The organism is Pantoea sp. UBA7232 (assembly GCF_002473195.1).
In the GTDB taxonomy this organism is placed as follows: domain Bacteria; phylum Pseudomonadota; class Gammaproteobacteria; order Enterobacterales; family Enterobacteriaceae; genus Pantoea; species Pantoea eucrina.
This window is the reverse complement of the sequence record NZ_DKTK01000014.1, coordinates 1-23,134: the sequence shown is the minus strand read 5'-3', so window position 1 is coordinate 23,134 and position 23,134 is coordinate 1. Positions and strand designations below refer to the sequence as shown.

The 23,134-nt window shown below is 57.3% G+C and carries 20 protein-coding genes, 1 tRNA gene and 1 riboswitch; of the genes, 7 read left to right on the top strand and 14 right to left on the bottom strand.

What is annotated here, in order from left to right:
* Positions 1-55: 55 nt before the first annotated feature.
* Both mglA and mglC read left to right on the top strand, forming a co-directional pair.
* Positions 56-1,576, top strand: a complete 1,521-nt coding sequence (gene mglA, locus B4056_RS13100; protein WP_071668024.1) for a galactose/methyl galactoside ABC transporter ATP-binding protein MglA — start codon at positions 56-58, stop codon at positions 1,574-1,576.
* Positions 1,577-1,594: 18 nt separating this feature from the next.
* Positions 1,595-2,605: a galactose/methyl galactoside ABC transporter permease MglC gene (gene mglC, locus B4056_RS13095; protein WP_288654949.1), complete on the top strand. Its 1,011-nt coding sequence runs from the start codon at positions 1,595-1,597 to the stop codon at positions 2,603-2,605.
* Between the two features lie 67 nt (positions 2,606-2,672).
* Here mglC and sanA read toward each other — a convergent pair whose 3' ends face one another.
* From sanA to metG, 6 genes are all read right to left on the bottom strand, one after another.
* Positions 2,673-3,392: an outer membrane permeability protein SanA gene (sanA, locus tag B4056_RS13090; RefSeq protein ID WP_094111868.1), complete on the bottom strand. Its 720-nt coding sequence runs from the start codon at positions 3,390-3,392 to the stop codon at positions 2,673-2,675.
* 131 nt (positions 3,393-3,523) lie between these two features.
* Entirely contained in the window at positions 3,524-5,221 is a 1,698-nt protein-coding gene (locus tag B4056_RS13085) for an NAD-dependent malic enzyme (protein WP_039385428.1), read from the bottom strand.
* A 157-nt stretch (positions 5,222-5,378) separates the two neighbouring features.
* Positions 5,379-6,275 carry a cytidine deaminase gene (cdd, locus tag B4056_RS13080; RefSeq protein WP_288654947.1) on the bottom strand — a complete coding sequence of 299 codons (897 nt, stop codon included), beginning with the start codon at positions 6,273-6,275 and terminating at the stop codon, positions 5,379-5,381.
* A gap of 124 nt (positions 6,276-6,399) precedes the next feature.
* Positions 6,400-7,092, bottom strand: coding sequence for a CidB/LrgB family autolysis modulator (locus B4056_RS13075; protein WP_113655360.1), 693 nt, complete (start codon positions 7,090-7,092; stop codon positions 6,400-6,402).
* Positions 7,085-7,471 carry a CidA/LrgA family protein gene (locus B4056_RS13070; RefSeq protein ID WP_094111870.1) on the bottom strand — a complete coding sequence of 129 codons (387 nt, stop codon included), beginning with the start codon at positions 7,469-7,471 and terminating at the stop codon, positions 7,085-7,087. The genes B4056_RS13075 and B4056_RS13070 overlap by 8 nt, the downstream gene beginning before the upstream one ends.
* 166 nt (positions 7,472-7,637) lie before the next feature.
* Entirely contained in the window at positions 7,638-9,671 is a 2,034-nt protein-coding gene (gene metG / locus B4056_RS13065; RefSeq protein ID WP_113655358.1) for a methionine--tRNA ligase, read from the bottom strand.
* A 162-nt stretch (positions 9,672-9,833) separates the two neighbouring features.
* Here metG and apbC point away from each other — a divergent pair, with 162 nt between their 5' ends.
* On the top strand, positions 9,834-10,946 hold the full coding sequence (gene apbC, locus B4056_RS13060; protein ID WP_094111871.1) for an iron-sulfur cluster carrier protein ApbC: 1,113 nt from the start codon (positions 9,834-9,836) through the stop codon (positions 10,944-10,946).
* 1 nt (position 10,947) lies between these two features.
* On the opposite strand, the gene B4056_RS13055 is transcribed toward apbC, so the two are convergent.
* Positions 10,948-11,394, bottom strand: coding sequence for a GNAT family N-acetyltransferase (locus B4056_RS13055; protein WP_150034206.1), 447 nt, complete (start codon positions 11,392-11,394; stop codon positions 10,948-10,950).
* A gap of 261 nt (positions 11,395-11,655) precedes the next feature.
* Here B4056_RS13055 and ahpC point away from each other — a divergent pair, with 261 nt between their 5' ends.
* Both ahpC and ahpF read left to right on the top strand, forming a co-directional pair.
* Positions 11,656-12,219, top strand: a complete 564-nt coding sequence (gene ahpC, locus B4056_RS13050; RefSeq protein ID WP_039385421.1) for an alkyl hydroperoxide reductase subunit C — start codon at positions 11,656-11,658, stop codon at positions 12,217-12,219.
* Positions 12,220-12,290: 71 nt separating this feature from the next.
* A complete protein-coding gene (gene ahpF, locus B4056_RS13045; RefSeq protein WP_071668018.1) occupies positions 12,291-13,859 on the top strand; it encodes an alkyl hydroperoxide reductase subunit F in 1,569 nt (522 codons plus the stop codon).
* Positions 13,860-13,916: 57 nt separating this feature from the next.
* Here the strand turns inward: ahpF and B4056_RS13040 are convergent, their stop codons facing one another.
* Positions 13,917-14,120, bottom strand: coding sequence for a hypothetical protein (locus B4056_RS13040; RefSeq protein WP_288654943.1), 204 nt, complete (start codon positions 14,118-14,120; stop codon positions 13,917-13,919).
* A gap of 190 nt (positions 14,121-14,310) precedes the next feature.
* Positions 14,311-14,407: riboswitch (TPP riboswitch) on the top strand.
* 69 nt (positions 14,408-14,476) lie between these two features.
* On the opposite strand from B4056_RS13040, the gene thiD reads away from it, so the two are divergent.
* Entirely contained in the window at positions 14,477-15,277 is an 801-nt protein-coding gene (gene thiD, locus B4056_RS13035) for a bifunctional hydroxymethylpyrimidine kinase/phosphomethylpyrimidine kinase (RefSeq protein ID WP_288654997.1), read from the top strand.
* 58 nt (positions 15,278-15,335) lie between these two features.
* Here the strand turns inward: thiD and B4056_RS13030 are convergent.
* Positions 15,336-15,411: transfer RNA gene (locus B4056_RS13030), tRNA-Asn, on the bottom strand.
* A 264-nt stretch (positions 15,412-15,675) separates the two neighbouring features.
* Between B4056_RS13030 and B4056_RS13025 the strand changes: the two genes are divergently transcribed.
* Positions 15,676-16,797, top strand: a complete 1,122-nt coding sequence (locus B4056_RS13025; protein WP_150034208.1) for a Gfo/Idh/MocA family protein — start codon at positions 15,676-15,678, stop codon at positions 16,795-16,797.
* A 74-nt stretch (positions 16,798-16,871) separates the two neighbouring features.
* On the opposite strand, the gene yegS is transcribed toward B4056_RS13025, so the two are convergent.
* The 5 genes from yegS to mdtD all read right to left on the bottom strand — a co-directional run bounded on the left by yegS (position 16,872) and on the right by mdtD (position 23,003).
* The gene (gene yegS / locus B4056_RS13020; protein ID WP_094111873.1) at positions 16,872-17,771 is read right to left on the bottom strand and encodes a lipid kinase YegS; all 900 of its coding nucleotides are present in this window, start codon (positions 17,769-17,771) and stop codon (positions 16,872-16,874) included.
* Positions 17,772-17,999: 228 nt separating this feature from the next.
* Positions 18,000-19,370, bottom strand: a complete 1,371-nt coding sequence (gene yegQ, locus B4056_RS13015) for a tRNA 5-hydroxyuridine modification protein YegQ (RefSeq protein WP_039385414.1) — start codon at positions 19,368-19,370, stop codon at positions 18,000-18,002.
* 136 nt (positions 19,371-19,506) lie between these two features.
* Complete coding sequence (baeR, locus tag B4056_RS13010) at positions 19,507-20,214, bottom strand: two-component system response regulator BaeR (RefSeq protein ID WP_039385412.1); 708 nt, start codon at positions 20,212-20,214, stop codon at positions 19,507-19,509.
* Positions 20,215-20,223: 9 nt separating this feature from the next.
* Complete coding sequence (gene baeS / locus B4056_RS13005; protein WP_288654995.1) at positions 20,224-21,606, bottom strand: two-component system sensor histidine kinase BaeS; 1,383 nt, start codon at positions 21,604-21,606, stop codon at positions 20,224-20,226.
* Positions 21,606-23,003: a multidrug transporter subunit MdtD gene (gene mdtD / locus B4056_RS13000; RefSeq protein ID WP_288654940.1), complete on the bottom strand. Its 1,398-nt coding sequence runs from the start codon at positions 23,001-23,003 to the stop codon at positions 21,606-21,608. Before mdtD ends, baeS begins: the two co-directional genes overlap by 1 nt.
* Between the last annotated feature and the right edge of the window lie 131 nt (positions 23,004-23,134).

Genomic DNA, 23,134 nt, shown 5'->3' with positions numbered 1-23,134 from the left:
GGCAATTTGCCGCGCCTTATTGCATCTGCATACGCTTTTTTTAGCCAGGTAAATTATGGCCAGTGAGAATCCGACCACACAGCGTGAATATCTGCTGGAGATGACGAATGTCTCGAAATCATTTCCAGGGGTGAAAGCCTTAGATAATGTGAATTTGAAAGTGCGGCCGCACTCCGTCCATGCCTTAATGGGTGAAAACGGCGCCGGAAAATCGACATTATTAAAGTGCTTATTTGGCATCTATAAAAAAGATACGGGGAGTATTCTTTTTCAGGGCCAGGAGATTGACTATAAAAGCTCCAAAGAAGCGCTGGAAAATGGCGTCTCAATGGTGCATCAGGAATTAAACCTCGTGCTGCAGCGCAGCGTGATGGATAATATGTGGCTGGGTCGCTACCCGCGTAAAGGGCCATTTGTCGATCAGGACAAAATGTATCGCGATACCAAAGCGATCTTTGATGAGCTCGATATTGATATCGATCCGCGCGATAAAGTGGCGAATCTTTCTGTATCGCAGATGCAGATGATTGAAATTGCCAAAGCGTTCTCCTATGACGCCAAAATTGTCATTATGGATGAACCGACCTCTTCGCTGACGGAAAAAGAAGTTAACCACCTGTTTACTATTATTCGTAAACTAAAAGATCGCGGCTGCGGTATTGTCTATATCTCGCATAAGATGGAAGAAATCTTTCAGCTGTGCGACGAGATCACCATTCTGCGCGACGGACAGTGGATCGCCACTCAGTCGCTGGAAGGGCTGGATATGGATAAGATCATCGCCATGATGGTGGGCCGTTCGCTCAATCAGCGCTTCCCGGATAAGAGCAACGTGCCGGGCGAGGTGATTCTGGAGGTCCGCAACCTCACTTCACTGCGTCAGCCCTCGATTCGCGATATCTCATTTGACCTGCATAAAGGGGAGATCCTCGGTATCGCCGGGCTGGTGGGTGCCAAGCGTACCGATATCGTTGAGACGCTGTTTGGCATTCGCGAGAAGTCGGGCGGAACTATCCGGCTGCACGGCAAAGCGATCAACAACCACAGTGCAAACGAAGCGATTAACCACGGTTTTGCGCTGGTGACAGAAGAGCGTCGCTCCACCGGGATCTACGCCTATCTCGATATCGGCTTTAACTCGCTTATCTCCAATATTAAAAAATATAAATCCAGTATCGGCCTGCTTGATAATAAGCGTATGAAGAGCGATACCCAGTGGGTTATTGACTCGATGCGGGTAAAAACGCCAGGTCACCATACGCAGATTGGCTCGCTTTCAGGCGGTAACCAGCAGAAGGTCATTATTGGCCGCTGGCTGCTGACCCAGCCGGAAATATTAATGCTTGATGAACCTACGCGCGGTATTGACGTAGGGGCTAAATTTGAAATTTATCAGCTGATTTCAGAACTGGCCAAAAAAGAGAAGGGCATTATTATTATCTCCTCAGAAATGCCAGAGCTGCTGGGTATAACCGATCGTATTCTGGTAATGAGTAACGGTCAGGTAGCCGGTATTGTCGATACAAAAACGACCTCGCAGAATGAAATCCTGCGTTTAGCGTCATTACACCTTTAATGAAGCAAGGGCTTTAAAATGAAAGCGACTACTAAAAAGAATGCGCTAACCTGGTTAAAAGAGGGCGGTATTTACGTCGTCCTGTTTGTTCTGCTGGCGATTATTATTTTCCAGGATCCGACGTTTTTAAGTTTAATGAACCTGAGTAACATCCTGACGCAATCGTCGGTGCGTATTATTATCGCGCTGGGCGTGGCCGGGCTGATTGTGACTCAGGGTACTGACCTCTCCGCCGGGCGGCAGGTTGGCCTGGCGGCGGTAGTGGCGGCGACGCTGCTGCAGTCGATGGATAACGCGAACAAGGTTTTCCCGCATCTGGAAACCATGCCGATTCCGCTGGTTATTCTGGTAGTGTGCATTATCGGCGGCGTGATTGGCCTGGTAAACGGCGTGATCATCGCATACCTCAAGGTAACGCCGTTTATTACCACGCTGGGTACGATGATCATCGTGTATGGTATTAACTCCCTCTACTACGATTTTGTCGGTGCCTCGCCGATCGCCGGCTTTGACGCGGGCTTCTCCACCTTTACCCAGGGTTTCCTGCGCTTTGGTGACTTCAAGCTCTCGTTTATCACCTTTTACGCCATTATCGCTATCATGTTTGTCTGGATCCTGTGGAACAAAACCCGCTTCGGTAAAAACATTTTTGCGATTGGCGGTAACCCGGAAGCGGCAAAAGTTTCAGGCGTTAACGTGCCGTTCAACCTGATTCTGGTCTATGCCCTGTCAGGTGTGTTCTATGCGTTTGGCGGTCTGCTGGAAGCGGGCCGTATTGGCAGCGCCACCAACAACCTCGGCTTTATGTATGAGCTGGATGCGATTGCCGCCTGCGTGGTGGGCGGCGTCTCCTTCGCCGGCGGTGTGGGTACGGTCGCAGGCGTCGTGACCGGGGTAATTATCTTTACCGTAATCAACTACGGCCTGACTTACATCGGCGTGAACCCTTACTGGCAGTACATCATCAAGGGCGGCATCATTATCTTCGCCGTGGCGCTGGATTCACTGAAATACTCGCGCAAGAAATAAGCGTGAAGTAACGGAAAAAGGCTGCGCTGGCGCAGCCTTTTTTTATGGCTGCCGGCCGCAGCAAAGGCTACTTACGCAGCTTCTCTTCCAGCTCCAGCAGCTGTTCAGGCGTGACCGCCGGATAGCTCTGCGCATCTTCCGGCACCGTATGCACTGCCGGAATTGGCACCAGCGGTCCGAGAAAACGCGGCTCGCGCTTCATCAGATAGAGATCGGCCATGGCGCCCAGCCGGGCACCGACTTCGCGTGCGCGCACCGACAGCATATTTTTCGGCGAGGGTACGGCATAGCACTGTGCCTGAATGCCAAGGTGCAGCGCAATGTAGAGCGCCCGCTCGCAGTGAAAGCGCTGGGTGATAATAATGAAGTCGTTGGTGTCAAACACCTTGCGCGTGCGCACAATGGAGTCGAGCGTGCGAAAACCGGCATAATCCAGCACGATATCGGCTGGATCGACGCCAGCTTTAATCAGATCGCGTCGCATGGTGGCGGGCTCGTTATAGCTCTGCTGGGCGTTGTCGCCGCTCAGCAGCAGGTAGTTAACTTTGCCGCTGTTATAGGCGTTGAGCGCGCCCTGCATGCGATAGAGGTAATACTGATTAATGACGCCGGCACGATAATATTTCGCGGTGCCCAGTACCACGCCAACCTGACGATGCGGCAGCGAGGCGACATCTTCATAGATAAACGGCGCGGTTTTCCAGCTGATCCAGCGATCAAGGCCGAGCGCGGTCGCCACCATCGCTAAGATGATGATGATCAGAGCAAAGAAAACGCGTTTCAGCATGCGCGCGGCAACTCAACAGGCAGGATTCAGGGTGCTTCAAGGCTACTTGAGCCGGGGCGGCTAAGCAAGCTCACCCCGGCTGGCTGATGTTTTTTTCGGCAGTGCCGGATCGAAATCCGGCGCTGAGGCGATCAGATAGAGGTACGGCGGTAGTGGCGATACTGCGGCAGCCAGAAGTTGTTGTGAACCGCTTTAGAGAGCACATCCTCCGACGTTACCACGGCAACGCCAGCCAGCTGTGCCGCTTTGCCCACTTCCATCGCAATCAGTTTAGAGACGCCCTGAATATCTTTGATCTCCGGCAGGACCGGACCTTCGCCGTCGTTAACCAGCGGCGAGCAGTCAGCCAGCGCGCGGCTGGCGGTCATCAGCATGGAATCGGTCACGCGCGTTGCGCCCGCGGCAATCACGCCGAGTCCGATGCCCGGGAAGATATAGGAGTTGTTGCACTGGGCAATCGGATAGGTTTTGCCTTTCCAGGTCACCGGTGAGAACGGGCTGCCGGTGGCAACCAGCGCGGCACCGTCGGTCCAGGCGATGATATCCGCCGGCGTCGCTTCCACGCGTGACGTCGGGTTAGAGAGCGGCATCACGATAGGGCGTTTGCAGTGCTTGTGCATCTCGCGAATGATCTCTTCGGTAAACAGGCCTGGCTGGCCCGATACGCCGATCAGAATATCGGGCTGCGCGTTGCGCACCACATCCAGCAGCGAAATCGTGTCGCTGGTGACGTCCCAGGCTTTCAGATTGTCACTTTTCTGCACCAGCCTGCTCTGGAAGTCGAGCAGGTTTGGCAGCTTATCGGTGAGCAGACCAAAGCGGTCAACCATCATGACGCGCGAACGCGCTTCATCATCGCTCAGTCCTTCCGATTTCATCTGCGCAACGATCTGTTCAGCGATACCACAGCCTGCAGAACCGGCGCCGAGGAAGACCACTTTCTGCTCGCACAGGCGGCTGCCTGCGGCGCGGCTGGCGGCAATCAGGGTACCAACGGTAACGGCTGCGGTGCCCTGAATATCGTCGTTGAAGCAGCAGATTTCATCGCGATAGCGCTGCAGCAGCGGCATAGCGTTTTTCTGTGCAAAATCTTCGAACTGCAGCAGGACGTTTGGCCAGCGACGTTTCACCGCCTGAATAAATTCATTCACAAACGACTCATACTCTTCGCCGCTAATGCGCGGATGACGCCAGCCCATATAGAGCGGGTCGTTGAGCAGCTGCGGGTTATTGGTTCCGACATCCAGCACCACCGGCAGGGTATAAGCCGGACTGATGCCGCCGCAGGCGGTATAGAGCGACAGTTTACCAATCGGAATACCCATGCCGCCGATGCCGAGGTCGCCCAGGCCAAGAATGCGCTCGCCATCCGTGACCACAATAACCTTCACATTCTGCTTGGTGGCGTTCTGCAGCATGTCTTCGATGCGATCGCGATTGTTGTAGGAGATAAATACGCCGCGCGCGCGACGGTAAATTTCGGAGAAGTGCTCGCATGCCGCGCCCACGGTCGGGGTGTAGATAATCGGCATCATCTCTTCCAGATGATTATCCAGCAGGCGGTAGAACAGGGTTTCGTTGGTATCCTGGATATTGCGCAGATAGACGTGCTTGTCGTTATTGTTTTTGAAATCCAGGAACTGACGCCAGGCGCGTTCCGCCTGCTCTTCAATGGTCTCAACCGCATCCGGCAGCAGGCCATTAAGATTAAATTCGTTTCGCTCTTCCAGAGAGAAGGCGCTGCCTTTATTCAGCAGCGGAAATTCCAGCAGAATCGGACCCGCATAGGGGATATAGAGCGGGCGTTTACTTTCGTACTCGAGTTCCATGCAATGTTTGCTCCGGTTGCAGTGTTTGCTGACGTATCGCTACGAAAAGGTCACGCCAGATCTGATTATTGTGAAGGTCTGGCGCCCGATCCTATGAAAATTCCGGCAGATGTACAGCTTTTGTTAACAGCAGGTCACAAAAGCGGTAAAAGGATCACTAAACGGATGTTTTTGAAACTAAAGTAATCGTCAGCTCGCGGCAGCCGAGCGCGGCCAGCGTCGCCCGCGTGGCGTCCGCCTGCGTCAGCGTACCCTCTGCAGACTCGGCCAGCGCCGCGCGGCGAATAGTTTCCAGCGGTTCATGATGCATATTCATCAGGATCAGCGCGGCCTGCAGCGGCGGCAGGCTCGGGTTGAAGGCGGCATTCTCCGCATAGCGGCCGCTGTAAATGGCGCCGCTGTGGCTCTCCAGTGCCACGCCACTGTAGCTGAAGCTATAAGGCGCGTGGCTCTGGCTGGCAGCCCGGATTGCCGCCTGCTGCAGCGCATCGCCGGCAGGAGCAAAGGCATGGTCAACCGGCGTCATCAGCCGTTCGGTAATATTGAGGTCGGCAGGACCAAATGCATCGGGCAGGTAGTGGGCCAGCGTGTTCACGTCACGGCCCGGCAGGCTGATGCGGATCGCCGTGCCGCTGTTCAGCTCATTCATAAACTGACGGCAGTGGCCGCACGGCGTGTAGTTAACCGTAATCGCCTCGATCCCGGTTTCACCGCGCAGCCAGGCGTGGGTAATCGCGCTCTGCTCAGCGTGCACTGTCTGCTGCATCGTGGCACCGCGAAACTCCATATTCGTCCCAAAATACCAGTGGCCGCTGACGCCGCGCGCGATAGCGCCAACGCTGAAGCGCGAGAGCGGTGCAACCGCGCAGCAGGCGGCAAGCGGCAGGAGCGCCAGCGCCAGCGCATCCTCTTCCAGTCCGGTCGCCTGCTGCAGCGTTATCCGCTCATCGGGGCGGAGAACGCCGTGAAAATCGGGCGCGTCCAGCAGCGGCTGCAGCGCCTGCTGCAGGGGCAACGGCAGGTCGGAGAAAGCGGAAGAGAATCGTGGATGCATGGTATCAGGCCTCATTAACTCATCAGCGGCGGTGCGCCGCCTGCTGAGTTATATGTGATCCATGTCGCTATGACAATGCAAGCTCATTGAGTTGTTTCAACTTTGCGAGATCTCTCGCAAACTTTCAGCCAAACCATGCCAGCAGCAGCGGAAAGATAAACGGCGCCAGTAAAGAGGTGATGATGCCGCAAATCACCAGCGCCAGCGAACTGAACGCCCCTTCCTGATAGTCGAGTTCCGCCGCGCGCGCCGTGCCCAGCGCGTGTGACGCGTTGCCAATCGCCAGGCCACGCGATGCTTTGCTGCGAATGCGCAGGAGGTTCAGCAGCATGTGCCCGAATACGGCACCAAATACGCCCGCGATCAGCACGCAGATAGCGCTGATGGCCGGAATACCGTGCAGTGAGGCAGAGACCGCCATCGCAATCGGGGTGGTGACTGACTTGGGCAGGAGCGTCGCGGCGATCTCCGGTGTGGCGCCCAGCCACAGCGCCATCGCGGTACCAGAAACCATGGCGGTCAGGCTGCCAATAAAGCAGACGCTGATGATGGTTTTCCAGCGTGCGCGGATCTGATGCATCTGCTCATAGAGCGGCAGCGCTAAGGCCACGACCGCCGGTTGCAGCAGCTGATTCAGCAGTGCGCTGCCGGCAAAATAGCGCGTATAGGGGGTATGCGTGAGCAGCAGCAGCGGGATAATGATGGCCATAGCTACCAGCAGCGGATTAATCAGCGAGATTTTGAGCTTTGCCGCCAGTCGGCGCGCCACAAAATAAGCAGCCAGCGTCAGCGGCAGGGACCACCAGGCGTCACTCATGCGGCTGCTCCGGTTTCGGACGCTGCAGGCGTTCAGCGCTAAAACCTACCACCACCAGCACCATCAGCGTACTGGTGAGGCAGGAGACCACGATCGGCCCAAACTGCGCGGAAAGTACATCGGTATAGCTGATGACGCCGACGCTTATCGGGACAAACAGCAGCGCCATATAGCGGATCAGCAGATGGCAGCCGGGCTTTACCCAGCGGACCGGCAGAATTTGCAGTCCCAGCAGGAGAAACAGCAGCAGCATACCGATAATACTGCCGGGAATAGTAAAGGGAAGCAGGGCGGCGATCGCGATACCGGCATAGAGCGCGGCATAGATAATCGTAAAGGCGCGCAGATAGCGCCAGCAGGCAGTTAACACGTCAGGCATCTCCGGCGTCTGTCATCGGTTTACATCATACGCATTACGCGCTTAGCGTGCCAGAGTCCGGCCTGCGTGCGCGGCAGAACTGGCGTAGAGGGTCGTTCAGGAAGAGGGCGGGAGCGGAAAAGCAGCCCTCTTCGCAGCGGAGAGGGCTGTAAACAAAGAAAAGCGATTACTTAACCGGCATGCCGGGCTGTGCGCCGCTGTCCACCGAGAGCACAAACAGATCGCTGCCGCCAGAGCCAGCTGAGAGCACCATCCCTTCCGATACGCCAAAGCGCATCTTACGCGGTGCCAGGTTGGCCACGATAATGGTCATCTTGCCCACCAGTACCGAAGGATCGGGGTAGGCAGCACGAATGCCGGAGAAGATCTGACGCTTCTCACCGCCGAGATCGAGCTGCAGGCGCAGCAGCTTGTCTGAACCCTCAACCAGTTCCGCCTGCTCAATCAGCGCTACGCGCATATCGACTTTGGCGAAATCATCAATGGTGATGGTGTCGCCAATCGGCGCGTCAGCAAGCGGGCCGCTCACCGCAGGCTGACTGGCCGCCGCCGCATCCTCTTTCGATGCCTCAATCAGCGCCTCCACTTTTGCCATCTCAATACGGCCATAGAGCGCTTTGAACGGTGCCACGCTGTGATTCAGCAGCGGCTGCGCGATGCCATCCCAGCTCAGCTCGCTCTGCAGAAACGCCTCGGCGCGCTCGCTCAGCGACGGCAGTACCGGCTTCAGCCAGGTCATCAGCACGCGGAACAGGTTGATGCCCATTGAGCAGATCGCCTGCAGGTCAGCGTCACGGCCTTCCTGTTTCGCCACCACCCACGGTGCCTGCTCATCAACATAGCGGTTCGCCAGATCGGCCAGCGTCATGATCTCACGGATAGCGCGGTTATATTCACGGTTCGCCCACGCCTCGCCAATCTTCTCTGATGCGGCCACAAAGGTCTGATACAGCGCCGGATCGGCGAGTTCAGCGGCCAGCTCGCCGTTAAAGCGTTTGGTGATAAAACCGGCGTTGCGCGAAGCCAGGTTAACGACTTTGTTCACTACGTCAGCGTTAACGCGCTGCACGAAATCTTCCAGATTCAGGTCGATATCATCAATGCGCGAAGAGAGCTTGGCCGCGTAGTAGTAGCGCAGGCTGTCGGCATCAAGATGCTTCAGCCAGGTGCTGGCTTTGATAAAGGTACCGCGCGATTTTGACATCTTCGCGCCGTTTACCGTGACATAGCCATGTACAAACAGGTTGGTCGGCTTGCGGAAGCCGCTGCCTTCCAGCATTGCCGGCCAGAACAGGCTGTGGAAATAGACGATATCTTTACCGATAAAGTGGTAAAGCTCGGTCGCGGAATCTTTCTGCCAGAATTCGCTGAAGTCGATATCGCCGCGCTTGTCGCACAGGTTCTTGAACGAACCCATATAGCCGATTGGCGCATCCAGCCAGACGTAGAAATATTTGCCCGGCGCGTTCGGGATCTCAAAGCCAAAGTAGGGCGCATCGCGGGAGATATCCCACTGCTGCAGTCCCGACTCAAACCACTCCTGCATCTTATTGGCGACCTGCTCCTGCAGCGCGCCGGAACGCGTCCACGCCTGCAGCATCTCGCTGAACGCCGGCAGATCAAAGAAGAAGTGCTCAGAGTCACGCAGTACCGGCGTAGCGCCGGATACCACTGACTTCGGCTCAATCAGCTCAGTTGGGCTGTAGGTGGCGCTGCACACTTCGCAGTTATCGCCATACTGATCGGCCGCTTTACATTTCGGGCAGGTGCCTTTCACAAAGCGATCGGGCAGGAACATCCCTTTTTCCGGGTCGTAGAGCTGCGAAATGGTGCGCTTCTTAATGAAGCCATTTTCATTCAGGCGCGTGTAGATCACCTCAGCCAGCTGACGATTCTCATCGGCATGCGTTGAGTGATAGTTGTCATAGCTGATATTAAAGCCGGCGAAGTCAGTTTCATGCTCCTGCTTCATCTCGGCAATCATCTGCTCCGGCGTGATGCCCAGCTGCTGTGCTTTCAGCATAATCGGCGTGCCGTGCGCATCGTCTGCGCAGATGAAGTAAACCTGGTTGCCACGCATTCGCTGGTAACGGACCCATACATCAGCCTGGATGTGTTCCAGCATGTGACCAAGATGGATAGAGCCGTTTGCGTACGGCAGGGCGCACGTTACCAGTAATTTTTTAGCGACTTGAGTCATGATTTGCGTAGCTTTCCGTTAATGAAAAATCGGGGTTAGATGTTAACCGAAGCACCCTCCGGCGTAAACACAGGAGGCGCGTCGCGCTCTTTTTCGCGCTGCTCTGATATGATTGACCTTATACCGCTACATTCTGGCGTCATGATGAAATAAGGAGAGGGGATGAGCACACAATCCCGGGATTATCATTCACCTGAAGCGTTGCGTGCCGTGGTGAGCGGCGTGCTGAGCGCATTTACGCACCCTACGCTGCAGCAGAATCTCACTACGCTGAAAGCGCTGCGGCACGTGGCGCTGCTGGATGAAAAACTGCATATCGAGCTGGTTATGCCGTTTATCTGGCGCAGCGCGTTTGAGGATCTCAAAGCGCAGGTCAGCGCGGAGCTGCTGCGGCTGACGCAGGCGCGCGCCATCGACTGGCGTCTGCGTCACGATATCGCCACCCTGAAGCGGGTAAAAAATCAGCCGGGCGTGAACGGCGTGAAAAATATCATTGCGGTCAGCTCCGGCAAAGGCGGCGTCGGCAAGTCGAGTACGGCGGTTAACATGGCGCTGGCGCTGGCCGCCGAAGGGGCGCGCGTGGGGCTGCTGGATGCGGATATTTACGGTCCCTCCATTCCGAATATGCTGGGAACGGAAGCGGAGCGTCCGACATCGCCTGACGGCACGCACATGGCACCGATTATGGCGCACGGGCTCGCGACCAACTCAATTGGCTATCTGGTTACGGACGATAATGCGATGGTGTGGCGCGGACCGATGGCGAGCAAGGCGCTGCTGCAGCTGCTCAACGAGACGCTGTGGCCCGACCTCGACTATCTGGTTCTCGATATGCCGCCCGGCACCGGCGATATCCAGCTGACGCTGGCGCAGAGCGTACCGGTCACCGGCGCAGTGGTGGTGACCACGCCGCAGGATATTGCGCTGCTGGACGCGCGCAAAGGCATCGTGATGTTTGAAAAAGTGGCGGTGCCGGTGCTGGGGGTGGTGGAGAACATGAGCATGCATATCTGCAGTGAGTGTGGCCATCATGAGCCTGTTTTCGGCACCGGCGGCGCTGAGCGGCTGGTACAGGATTACCACACTCGCCTGCTGGCACAGCTGCCGCTGCATATTCACCTGCGGGAAGACCTGGATGACGGGACACCTACGGTGATCCGCCGGCCAGAGAGCGAGTTTACCGCCCTCTATCGCCAGCTGGCGGGACGCGTAGCCGCTCAGCTTTACTGGCAGGGCGAGGTGATCCCGGGCGACATCGCCTTTCGGGCGGTATAACTCACGCCGTTTCGCTGGCGCGCCCCGCCAGCGGATAGTGCATCAGCACATAGGTACCCTGTTCGCCTTTGCCGCTGGCGACGCGCTGCCAGCCGTGATGCTGGTAGAACGCCAGCGCGGCCCGATTCGCAGCCAGACATTTCAGCGCGCCGGTTGAGGTAAAGCGTGCTGTAACCTGCTGCAGCAGCGCGCTGCCCACACCCTGACCCTGATACGCCGGGTCAACATAGAGGCTGTGCAGAAAATTGTCGTTATCGAGAATGCCGGCAAAACCCGCGCGTTCGCCGCCGATCTCCGCTACCAGCACCGTTTCACCCAGGATCACCGCATCAAAATCCTCCAGCTGCCACGCATCACCGTTAAGCCACGTCCAGCTGTGCCGGCGCGCGGCGAGAAACAGCGTGCGCAGAAACGGGCGATCGCTCTCCTGAAAAGATCGGATATTCACGTACGGGGTCTCCTGAATCGCAAGCATCGCTTATGGCACGCGGTCATACGTACCAGCCTGTAAAAAAAATAGCAGTTTTGCCGCATTCTGAGAAAGCCTGTTATCGCCGCCGCTTTTCTGTGTAGAATGCCGCGGCAAGCCGCACCGGATCTGGTCTCGCTGCATTGATAGCTTTTGTTTATCTGAGTGATAACGTCTGCGTATTAGCACCTGGCCTGAAAAAACTGTAGCCTGCATCACATCTTTTTAACGGAGGTCACTATGTCAATCATTAACACCAAAATTAAACCGTTCAAAAACGCAGCGTTCAAAAACGGCGAATTCATCGACGTAACCGAGAAAGACGTTGAAGGTAAATGGAGTGTTTTCTTCTTCTACCCGGCTGACTTCACCTTCGTATGCCCGACCGAACTGGGTGACGTTGCAGACCACTACGAAGAGTTCCAGAAACTGGGCGTAGATATCTACTCCGTTTCTACTGACACGCACTTTACCCACAAAGCCTGGCACGGTTCTTCCGAGACCATCGGCAAGATTCAGTATGCCATGATCGGCGATCCAACCGGCGCGCTGACCCGCAACTTTGAAATTATGCGTGAGGCAGAAGGTCTGGCCGATCGCGGTACGTTCATCGTTGACCCGGAAGGCATCATCCAGGCGATCGAAATCACCGCTGAAGGCATTGGCCGCGACGCTTCTGACCTGCTGCGCAAAGTGAAAGCTGCACAGTACGTGGCTTCACACCCAGGCGAAGTCTGCCCGGCTAAATGGAAAGAGGGCGACGCCACGCTGGCTCCGTCACTGGATCTGGTCGGTAAAATCTAAGTTACCTGACGCCATTCGGTCTCTTTTTTATCGGGTGCTGCGGCACCCGATTTTCTTCACAGGAACTCACTATGCTCGACACCAATTTAAAAACCCAGCTTAAGGCTTACCTTGAGAAACTAACGAAACCGGTTGAGTTGATTGCTACCCTGGATGAGGGCACCAAATCTGCTGAGATCCGTACGCTGTTAGCAGATATTGCCGCGCTCTCTGACAAAGTCAGCTTCCGTGAAGAGAACGATCGTCCGGTACGCAAACCGTCGTTTCTGATCACCAACCCAGGCAGTCAGAGCGGTCCGCGCTTTGCCGGCTCGCCGATGGGTCATGAATTTACGTCACTGGTGCTGGCGCTACTCCAGACCGGTGGACACCCCTCTAAAGAGGCGCAGAGTCTGCTGGATCAGGTGATGTCACTTGATACCGATCTGCACTTTGAAACCTACTACTCGCTCTCCTGCCATAACTGCCCGGATGTGGTGCAGGCGCTGAACCTGATGGCGGTACTGAATCCGCGTATCAGCCACACCGCCATTGATGGTGGCGTGTTCCAGAATGAAATTACCGAGCGCAACGTCATGGGCGTGCCGGCCGTCTATCTGAACGGCAAAGAGTTTGGACAGGGCCGCATGAGCCTGGCCGAAATCGTCGGAAAAGTTGATACCAACGCTGACAAGCGTGCGGCAGAAGAGCTGAATAAACGTGACGCTTATGAAGTCCTGATTATCGGCAGCGGTCCGGCAGGCGCCGCAGCGGCTATCTACTCCGCGCGTAAAGGTATTCGCACCGGCCTGATGGGCGAGCGTTTTGGTGGTCAGGTACTGGATACAGTAGATATTGAAAACTACATCTCGGTACCAAAAACAGAAGGGGCGAAGCTGGCGGGTTCACTGCGCGCGCACGTCGATGATTACGCGGTAGATGTGATTGACACACAGAGCGCCATTAAACTGATTCCCGCCGCGCAGGAAGGGGGATTGCACGCCATTGAAACCGCTTCCGGCGCGGTGCTGAAATCACGCAGCATCATCATCGCCACCGGCGCGCGCTGGCGCAACATGGGCGTACCGGGCGAAGATCAGTATCGCACCAAAGGCGTGACCTATTGCCCGCACTGCGACGGCCCGCTGTTTAAAGGCAAGCGCACCGCGGTTATCGGCGGCGGTAACTCCGGCGTGGAAGCGGCCATCGATCTGGCCGGTATTGTTGAGCACGTTACGCTGCTGGAGTTTGCCGGCGAAATGCGCGCTGACAAAGTGCTGCAGGATAAACTGCGCAGCCTGAAAAACGTCGACGTGATCCTTAACGCCCAGACCACCGAAGTTAAAGGCGACGGCAGCAAAGTCACCGGGCTGGCGTATCTGGATCGCACCACCCAGACTACGCACGAGCTGGCGCTGAGCGGCATCTTTGTTCAGATTGGTCTGCTGCCTAATACCGGCTTCCTTGAAGGCGCGGTAGAGCGCAACCGCATGGGTGAAGTGATTATCGATGCGAAGTGCGAAACCAGCCTGAAAGGCGTATTTGCCGCCGGCGACTGCACCACTGTGCCGTATAAGCAGATTATCATCGCCAGCGGCGAGGGCGCTAAAGCGTCACTCAGCGCCTTTGATTATCTGATCCGCACCCAGCCAGCACAGTAAATCTCGCTGTCCGGCCCGCGCCCCGCACCTTGCTGCGGGGCTTTTTTTTGCGCTAAATCAGCCGAGCCAGCGGCGCGCTTCGCTATCGCTGAGGTCGCGGTAGTAGAGCTTATGCAGCTGTACACCACAGCTGCGACAGCGCGCGTTGATAAAGGTAGCCTGACAGTAACGTCCGGCAGGATTCAGAACGCCGTGGCGGCTGATGGTAATCTGATGCCAGCGGTGAGCGTGCGGAATAAGATGGCGCAGCAGGTTAAGCATGGTGATATCCGGCAGGGTGATCCGGCAGCAGATTAAGCATGCTGCCGCGTTGTCGCGGCTTGCGCTGTATCAATAAACCGGTCACTCCAGCGGTCTGTCTGCTTCTGCTACCGCGCAGATCAAGCTTTCTGCTCTCTGCGGCTTGCTTCGTGCGATCGCTTCCCCTAAGCTGCCGGTGTGTCGTAACAGACACCATGACTCGGGGTGCCCTTCTTTGTGAAGGCTGAGAAATACCCGTATTACCTGATCTGGATAATGCCAGCGTAGGGAAGTCAGATGCCTGCGCGCATTCGCCTTCCTGTACGCCTGACAGGAGCGCTATGATGACCCACCCTTCCTCTGTTTTACCGCGCGGCTTGCCCCGTATAAATGCCCTGACTATTGCCGGTACCGATCCCAGCGGCGGCGCGGGTATCCAGGCCGATCTCAAAACCTTTTCCGCGCTCAGCGCCTACGGCACCAGCGTTATTACCGCGCTGGTGGCGCAAAACACCTGTGGCGTACAGTCGATCTGTTACATTTCACCGGCGTTTGTCGCCGCCCAGCTGGATTCGGTGCTGAGCGATATTCGTATCGATACGGCAAAAATCGGCATGCTGGCAGAGAGCGCTATTGTAGAGGTGGTGGCAGAGAAACTGGCGCGCGCGCGGCTGCCGTTTGTAGTGCTGGATACGGTAATGATTGCCAAAAGCGGCGATGCGCTGCTGGCGCCAGAGGCGGTGGCGGCGATGCGTGAGCGGCTGCTGCCGCAGGCTTCGCTGATCACGCCTAATCTTCCGGAAGCCGCGGCGCTGCTGGAAACAACACCTGCCCGCGATGAGCGCGCCATGCAGCAGCAGGGGGAGGGGCTGCTCGATCTCGGCTGTGCCGCGGTGCTGATGAAAGGAGGACATCTGGAGGATGCGGAAAGCCCGGACTGGCTGATTACCCGCAGCGGACGTTTCCGCTTTACGGCCCCGCGCGTAGCGACGCGCCATACTCACGGCACTGGCTGTACCCTCTCGGCGGCGCTGGCAGCGCTGCGGCCGCGTCATGAGAGCTGGGCTGATACGGTGACGGCGGCAAAAGGCTGGCTGCAGCAGGCGCTACTGCAGGCCGATTCGCTGGAGGCAGGAAAGGGCATCGGGCCGGTGCACCACTTTCATCACTGGTGGTAGGGCGGATAACACGCAGGCATAAAAAAAGCAGCCTTACAGGCTGCTCTTTTTAAGAATCTGGCTCCTCTGACTGGACTCGAACCAGTGACATACGGATTAACAGTCCGCCGTTCTACCGACTGAACTACAGAGGAATTGTGTGGAACGGGGCGCATAATATCGGGCAGCCTGCTGCGTGTCAAAGCCCTTTTGCAAAATTTTTACTGACTGCTGAATAAACCGCCACTGCCTGACTTAATGTGAGGAATATCACCAAAGTACTGCAAAATTACAGCGGGATTTGTTGATTTTGTCGTGTGCTCCACATCAATGATCACAGATATTTCATTTCGCCATTGTGGCGCTAAAAAATGAAACATATATTCCGCGAAACTTCCTCCACTTTTCACGGGTGCAGCATGAACAGAGTCAGAATCGGAATGATCGGCAGCGGATATATCGGGCGGTGTCACGCTATCGCCTATGCGCAGGCGCCCACGGTGTTTGCCCTGAAAGGTGAGATCGTGCGGGAGATGCTGGCTGAAGTCGATCCGGCACTGGCGGCAAAGCAGGCGGCCACGTTTGGCTTCGCCCGCTCCACCGGCGACTGGCGCGAGCTGGTCAGCGATCCGCAGATCGACGTTGTCGATATCTGCGCGCCCAACTTCCTGCATAAAGAGATGGCGCTGGAGGCGATCCGCCACGGCAAACATGTCTACTCGGAAAAGCCGCTGTCGCTGAGCGTGGCGGATGCAGAGGAGATGGTGCAGGCGGCAGAGCGGGCGGGTGTAAAAACGCTGGTGGGTTTTAATTACATGAAAAATCCGACCAGCCAGCTGGCGCGGGAGATCATCGCGCGCGGCGAGATTGGTGAAGTGGTGCACTTTTACGGCACGCATAATGAAGATTACCTCGCCAGCCCGCAGACGCCGCTGGACTGGCACTGTCAGAAAAAACTGGCAGGGCTGGGCGCACTCGGCGATCTGGCCGCGCACATCGTCAATATGGCGCACTATCTGGTGGGTGACATTGAGGAGGTCAGTGGCGACATGATGACGGTAATCGCGCAACGCCCCGACCCTAAAAATCCTGCGCGTCTGCTGCCGGTAGAGAATGAGGATCAGGCCAGCGCGCTGCTGCGCTTCAGCAATGGCGCGCACGGCGTGATTGAGACTTCACGTATTGCCTGTGGCAGCAAGATGGGGCTGACCTATGTGGTCACCGGCACCCGGGGTACGCTGCGCTATACCCAGGAGCGTATGGCCGAGCTGGCGCTCTATATCCACGACGAACCAGCCGGACGGCAGGGCTTTAAAACGCTGCTCACCGGACCGGCGCATCCCGACTACGCCAGCTTCTGCGTCTCCGCCGGGCACGGTATCGGGTTTAACGATCAGAAAACCGTGGAGATCCGCGATCTGATCAACGGCATTGCGGCAGGCGATCGCATGTGGCCAGACTTTGCCGAAGGGTTACAGGTACAGAAAGTGCTGGAAGCCATCGCAATTTCGGCCACCGAGCGGCGCTGGATGAAGGTGTAACGCGGAAGGTTAAGCCGTTTTGCCCGGCAAACCACCGGGTGCGCATCAATGCGCACCCGGCGATGCGTGCGGCGTCAGGCCAGCAGCGCGCACTGTGGCGGCAGGCGACAGCTGAGCGCGCCTGGCAGCACGTCAATAGTAAACTCGCTGCCGCTCAGCGGCTCACCGTCCAGATTAAACGTCATCTCATGCGGCGAACGAATAGTCAGCGAGTCGAGCTGAGCCGACACAATATTGGGGTTCTCATCATCGCGCGTCAGCGAATGCAGCAGCGTTGGCAGCAGCTCCTGCGCGGTAACAATGCTGAGGTTAAGCTGACCATCGTTGATCAGCGCATCGGGGCAGAGGCGCTGCCCGCCACCCGCCTGACGACCGTTACCGATACCGATAACCAGCGCATCACCCTGCCAGCTGAAGCCAGGCCCGCTGATTTCACAGCTGTCAGGTTTGAGCGCATCCACGCGCATCAGGCCGTGAATAAAGTAGGAGACGCCACCCAGCGCGGATTTCAGTTTCTCCGGCGTTTCGGTGGTAATACGCGTACCAAAGCCGCCGGTCGCCATATTGATAAAGTAGCGGTCGCCATTCACCCGCGCCAGATCGATAGCGGTGGCTTTACCCACCACGGCAAGGCGCAGCGCCGGCTCCATCTCCGCCGGAATGCCCACGCTGGTGGCAAAATCGTTGGCGGTGCCGAGCGGCAGAATGCCGAGTACCGGACGTGAGGCCTCGGGTATAGCGGCCAGCGCGGTGGCAATCTCATTTATGGTGCCGTCGCCGCCGCCTGCAACAACGGTTTCCGCCTGCAGAGCAACCGCTTCCTGTACATAGCGATCGCCATCACCTTTTTCCCAGGTGACGCGCACGGCCAGATTAAAGCCCTCTTCGCGCAGCGTATTAACGGCCGCGCGCAGATCTTCATTGCCGGCGCCTTTTCCATTCAGGATCAGCAGCGTGAGCGGTGTAGTGTGCATCTTCAGTTCCTTGAAACGTGAGACAGGGATGTGGTTATAGCATAGCTGCGGCGGGAACTTTATCGGCAGGCGCTGAAAAAAGAAAACCCGCGCGGGGGAGCCGGGCGGGTAAATGAGGTGGTTCCTGGTCGTGCACGCTGGATATTGTTACTCATTAGCAGCAGGCGGGATTCTAAAGCGCGGCGCTGTAACCGTCTGTGATCCTGTTCTAACTTCGCCGCCTTTTTTTCATTTTGTGCGATTTTTGCCGTGCGGATCGCTGGTAGTATTGCCTTCAGTGAGGTTGCGCAGCAGCAGCGCAAAGCGGAGATCCACCTCTGCCGGCACCGGGATCCAGACCCGATGACCGTCGCCAGGAGCGACGGTGACCGCCTCGCCGCGATCGTTTTCCATCGCCTCCAGCGTGCAGGTCAGGTTGCCCTGCGGCGTCATGATCTCTGCCACATCGCCCTGCAGGAATTTGTTTTTCACCGCAATCTGCGCCCGGTCGCCGCGCCGCTCGCCGGTAAATTCGCCCACAAACTGCTGACGTTCAGAAACGGAAAAGCCCTGCTCATAGTTCTGGTAGCTGTCGTGGGTGTGACGCCGCAGGAAACCCTCGGTATAGCCACGATGCGCCAGACCTTCCAGCGTGGCGAGCAGTGAGGTATCAAAAGGTTTACCCGCTGCGGCGTCGTCAATCGCGCGGCGATAGACCTGCGCGGTGCGCGCGCAGTAGTAGAACGATTTGGTACGCCCTTCAATTTTCAGCGAATGAATGCCCATTGCGCTCAGCCGTTCCACATGCGCCACCGCACGCAAATCTTTTGAGTTCATGATGTAGGTACCGTGCTCATCTTCAAACGCGCTCATCACCTCGCCCGGTTTCATCTTCTCTTCCAGCAGAAACAGCCGGTCGGTTGGCGCGTTGTGGCCGGGCACGGGAGCCTGCTGCTCTGCCGGTTCATGGATACCGGTAATATTGCCGACCTCATCCTGCTGGCCTTCTGAGACCTTATACGACCAGCGGCAGGCGTTGGTACAGGTGCCCTGGTTTGGATCGCGCTTGTTGAGATAGCCGGAGAGCAGGCAGCGACCGGAGTAGGCCATGCAGAGCGCGCCGTGGACAAAAATCTCCAGCTCCATCTCCGGCACCTGCGTGCGGATCTCCGCAATCTCCTCCAGCGACAGCTCGCGTGACAGAATGACGCGCGTCAGCCCCATCTGCTGCCAGAATTTCACCGTGGCCCAGTTGACGGCGTTGGCCTGCACGGAAAGGTGGATCGGCATCGCCGGAAACGCCTCGCGCACCAGCATAATCAGTCCCGGATCGGACATGATCAGCGCGTCGGGCTGCATCGCCACCACCGGTGTAAGGTCGCGAATAAAGGTTTTCAGTTTGGCGTTATGCGGCGCGATATTGACCACCACATAGAACTTTTTACCCAGCGCGTGCGCTTCGGCGATCCCCTGTGCCAGATTGTCATGCGTAAATTCATTATTGCGGACGCGCAGACTATAGCGCGGCTGGCCGGCATAAACGGCGTCAGCGCCGTAGGCAAAGGCGTAGCGCATATTTTTCAGCGTTCCCGCCGGGGAGAGCAGTTCAGGTTTAAACATGGAAGACTCACTGATGTCAGGTCAGCTGACCATCGCGGATGGCCACAGCAGAAGCCGCGGCGTGCGGCTCTGCAAAAGAGGCGGAAATTGTAGGCAGGGTGCGGAGTGAAGTAAATTGATCGGGATCAATAACAGGCTATGCCAGCCGGCACATATCCGCTTCCCAGCGATAGCCAATGCCATATACCGCACGAATAAACGGCTGATCGGCATCCAGCGCCTCAAGCTTGCGGCGCAGATTCTTGATATGGCTGTCTATGGTACGGTCAGTTACCACGCGGTAATCATCATAAAGCTGATTGAGCAGCTGCTCGCGGGAAAAGACTTTGCCTGGCTCCAGCGACAATGTTTTCAGCAGGCGGAACTCCGCCGGCGTCAGCTCCAGCGGCGCAGTACGCCAGCTGGCCTGAAAGCGGCCCTCATCAATCAGCAGCAGCGACGCCTGCTGCGTCTCTTCCGGCGATTTACGCGCGCGGCGCAGAATGGTTTTCACCCGCGCCACCACTTCGCGCGGGCTGAATGGCTTACAGATATAGTCATCCGCGCCGGTTTCCAGCCCCAGCAGGCGATCAATCTCTTCGGTACGGGCGGTGACCATAATAATCGGCAGATCGGAGTGGCGGCGTATCTCGCGGCACAGCGTCATGCCGTCGCAGCCCGGCAGCATCAGATCGAGCAGCATCAGCGCTGGCGTAGTGTGCTGCAGCCAGGCCTGTACCTCGCCGCCATTGGCAATATGGTGCGTGCGGTAGTTTGACGCCTGCAGATAATCGATCATCAGCTGCGCCAGTTTGGGTTCATCTTCAACAACAAGAATTAGTGGATCGCTATTTTCCGGGCTCATACGGGCTTTCTACTGGGGAACATAGGGCAAGTTTAGCCTGATTTGCACGCCACCTAAATCAGAGTGCTCCGCAGAAATCGTGCCGCCGTGCGCCTCGACGATATTTTTACAGATAGCCAGTCCCAGGCCGGACCCTCCGCTGGCGCGATTGCGGGAGTTTTCCGCACGGGAAAAACGCTCAAACAGCTGCGCCCGCTGCGCCGCCGCTACGCCGGGCGCGCTGTCATCAATACAGAGCAGCCACTGATTCTCCTGCTGCCGTATGGTGATGCGGACTTCGCCGCCGGGATGGGTATAGCGCAGGCTGTTTTCCAGCAGATTCGTAAACAGCTGCATCAGGCGGTCAGGATCGCCAAAGCTGCTGGCTTCAGCAGGCAGCTGCAGCTGCAGCGTCAGCTGGTGCGTGCGATAGCGTCCGGCAAAGCTGCCGGCGATCACCTCCAGCAGGTTAACCAGATCCAGCGGCTGTTTGCGGTAGGCGAGGGCGCCCGCATCGGAGAGCGAAAGCTGATGCAGGTCATCCACCAGCTTGGTCAGTACCACCACTTCACTCTGCAGCGAACTTATCGCCTCGGGCGTGACCTGCCGGACGCCATCCTGAATCGCTTCCAGTTCACCACGCAGGATCGCCAGCGGCGTGCGCAGCTCATGGGAGATATCCGCCATGAACGCGCGGCGATTACTCTCATTTTTCTCCAGCGACTGCGCCAGCTGATTAAAGTCGCGCGCCAGCTGACCGATTTCATCACCGCTATCCACCTCAACCCGGGTAGCAAATTTTCCCGCAGCCAGCTGATGGGTGCCCTCTACCAGTCGTTTAACCGGCGCCAGCAGGCCGCGTGCCAGCAGCCAGGTGACCAGCGCCGCCAGCAGAGTGGAGAGTGTGACGATCATCCAGTTGGTCTGGCGCTGCTGCCGGTCAAAATTGATGTCGGTGCTGCGCGTCAGGTTTTCCGCCGGAGAGGCAATTACCCAGCCGACAATTTTACCGCTGCTGGTGGTGATGTTACGCCGCGGCCCTTTTGGCGGAATCGGGGCGCGCGGGCCTGACAGCACCTTATATTGCTGATCGATGATCCAGAACTGCGTGCGCCAGCCGTGCGGCGGCAGCGGATTGTGGCTGCCTGGGTTCTGCTCCAGCGAGCGCAGAATGGTGAAGATCAGCCGATCGTTCTGGCGCAGAAAATCCCAGCTGCCGTGCTGCTCATACTGATCTGCCAGCGCATCACTCAGCAGTGTCAGCCGCTGTTCGTTGCCTTTTTTGATGTAGTCAACAAAGCCATGCTCAAAGCTGAGCCGTACGCCCCAGTGCATAGTAATGATGACCAGCATGCAGGTACCAAAAATCGCCATAAAGAGTTTGGCGCCAATGCCGGGCCGGAAACGCGCCATCACTTTTTACTCCTGGTTCTGAGATCAACATTTTTACTGAGTGCTTCCGGTACCCGCCAGAACACCAGCGCCGGCAGGGCGATGACGACCACCATACAGAGCCAGGTCCAGGCAAACGTCTGCTGCGCCATGTCGCTGCCCGCGGCAGCCTGCTGGCCAAAAGCGCCGAGCAGCAGACCCGCCAGCGTGACGCCGATACTCATCGACAATTGCATAATCATCGACAGTAAGCTGTTGCCGCCGGAGGCGAGATCGTCCGGCAGATCTTTCAGCGTCAGGGTATTCATAGCGGAAAAGCGCAGGGCATTGACCATGCCGAGCAGCAGTAATATCAGCGGCAGGAGCCAGATCCAGCCAGCCAGCGCGACCACGGCAAACAGCGCCACGACAAGCGCCAGCGCGAGCGTGCTTCCCACCAGTACGCGGCGATAGCCAAACAGGTTAACAATGCGCACCACCACCCGCTTGATGCCCATATTTCCCAGCACCATCGGGATCATCATTAACCCGGCGAGAAACGGCGTAAAGCCCAGACCTACCTGCAGAAATACCGGCGTCATAAACGGCAGCATGCCGCTGCCGATGCGCCCGGTAAAGCTGCCCAGCAGACCAATCGAATAGAGGCGGTTATCAAACAGGCGCAGGCTGAACAGCGCGTTGTCATTGTGGCGGCCGTGCATCAGATAAAACAGCAGTGACAGCACGCCTGTCAGAATCAGGAAGCCGGGCAGCAGCGCGCCATTGCCGCCGCCATCCAGCGCCAGCGTCAGCGCCGCCATGCCGGCCGCCAGCAGCAGAAAACCGGCAAAATCAAACCGGCGCGTCTGCATGGTGTAGTTCGGCATCAGCATCAGCGTGGCGACAGCGCCAATAATGCCGACCGGAATATTGATAAGGAAAATCCAGTGCCAGCTGGCGTACTCAACCAGCACGCCGCCGAGGGCCGGACCGAGCAGCGGGCCAATCTGGCCCGGCAGGGTAACAAAGGTCATGGCGGACATATATTGCTCACGCGGCACAATTTTCATGACCGTTAAGCGGCCCACCGGCACCATCATTGCACCACCGATACCCTGAACCACGCGCGCCACAACCAGCTGATTAAGCGTGGCAGCCAGCGCGCAGAACAGCGATCCGACGCTGAACAGCACAATCGCGCTGAAAAAGATGTTACGCACGCCAAAACGGTCAGCCAGCCAGCCGCTCAGCGGCAGCATCACCGCAACCGTCAGAACGTAAGAGACGATAACGGAATGCATATGCAGCGGGCTGACGCCAAGATCGCGCGCCATTGAGGGCAGCGCGGTATTGACAATGGTGGTATCCAGCGTTTGCATAAAAAAGCCAAACGCCACAATCCATAGCTGCCAGCGTACCGTGGTGGCAGGTTTGTTCATCTTCTCTCCTCCAGCATAAGGCGCGTTTGTTTACCCCGGGGTGCATTAATGCAGCAATCGTCCCCGCAGGGGCGCCATTAATGGTGCCCTGGTTTCGTACGTGTTGATTGCCCAGGGGCGCATAAATGCGC